Source organism: Shewanella ulleungensis (assembly GCF_014648315.1).
In the GTDB taxonomy this organism is placed as follows: domain Bacteria; phylum Pseudomonadota; class Gammaproteobacteria; order Enterobacterales; family Shewanellaceae; genus Shewanella; species Shewanella ulleungensis.
This window is the reverse complement of sequence record NZ_BMQW01000042.1, coordinates 1-602: the sequence shown is the minus strand read 5'-3', so window position 1 is coordinate 602 and position 602 is coordinate 1. Positions and strand designations below refer to the sequence as shown.

General features: G+C 40.9%; 1 protein-coding gene. It reads left to right on the top strand.

The genetic code is table 11. The features are described 5' to 3' along the window. On the top strand, positions 1-308 hold a 308-nt coding region (locus IEY40_RS20135; protein ID WP_188959368.1), incomplete at its 5' end, for a transposase. Between the last annotated feature and the right edge of the window lie 294 nt (positions 309-602).

Sequence of the window (602 nt, the reverse complement as noted above, 5' to 3'; positions counted from 1 at the left end):
GATTTGAATCAGTACAAAAGTTTGCGTCATACTCTCGATTGGTCAAATGCAAAGCGGAGTCAGCCGGTAAAACCTACGGCACAAATGGCAATAAAATCGGTAATGCTCATTTGAAATGGGCATTCTCCGAAGCAGCAGTGCTTTACCTACGTGGTAATGACAAAGCACGTAACTACCTTAATCGATTACAAAAACGAATGAGTAAAGCAAAAGCGTTGTCTGCACTGGCACATAAGCTTGGCCGCTGCGTCTATTTCATGCTGAAGAACAAAACGGTGTTTGATGAACAACGATTCTTAAAAGGATAAGTCGCGCAATAAGGTGAGCTGAACGTCTAACTAGATACTCTTAAAAAGAGAAGCGAGCATGACCGTGAATGATGTGGCTAATGAAGCAATGACTTCTCACCATCATCACTATGCCAAATGCTATTTAAGCTACATCGCCTGCATTTGATTTTACAAAGAATGACTCATTATTGGCGCGCATTAATGAATACAATCAACAAAGTCGTTTACACCCTAAATGAGCCTGAAACTAACTGTGCAAAAAGCACCTCTGACTTGAATAGTGCCATCTTAGGGTTAACCGATAAATGTCTC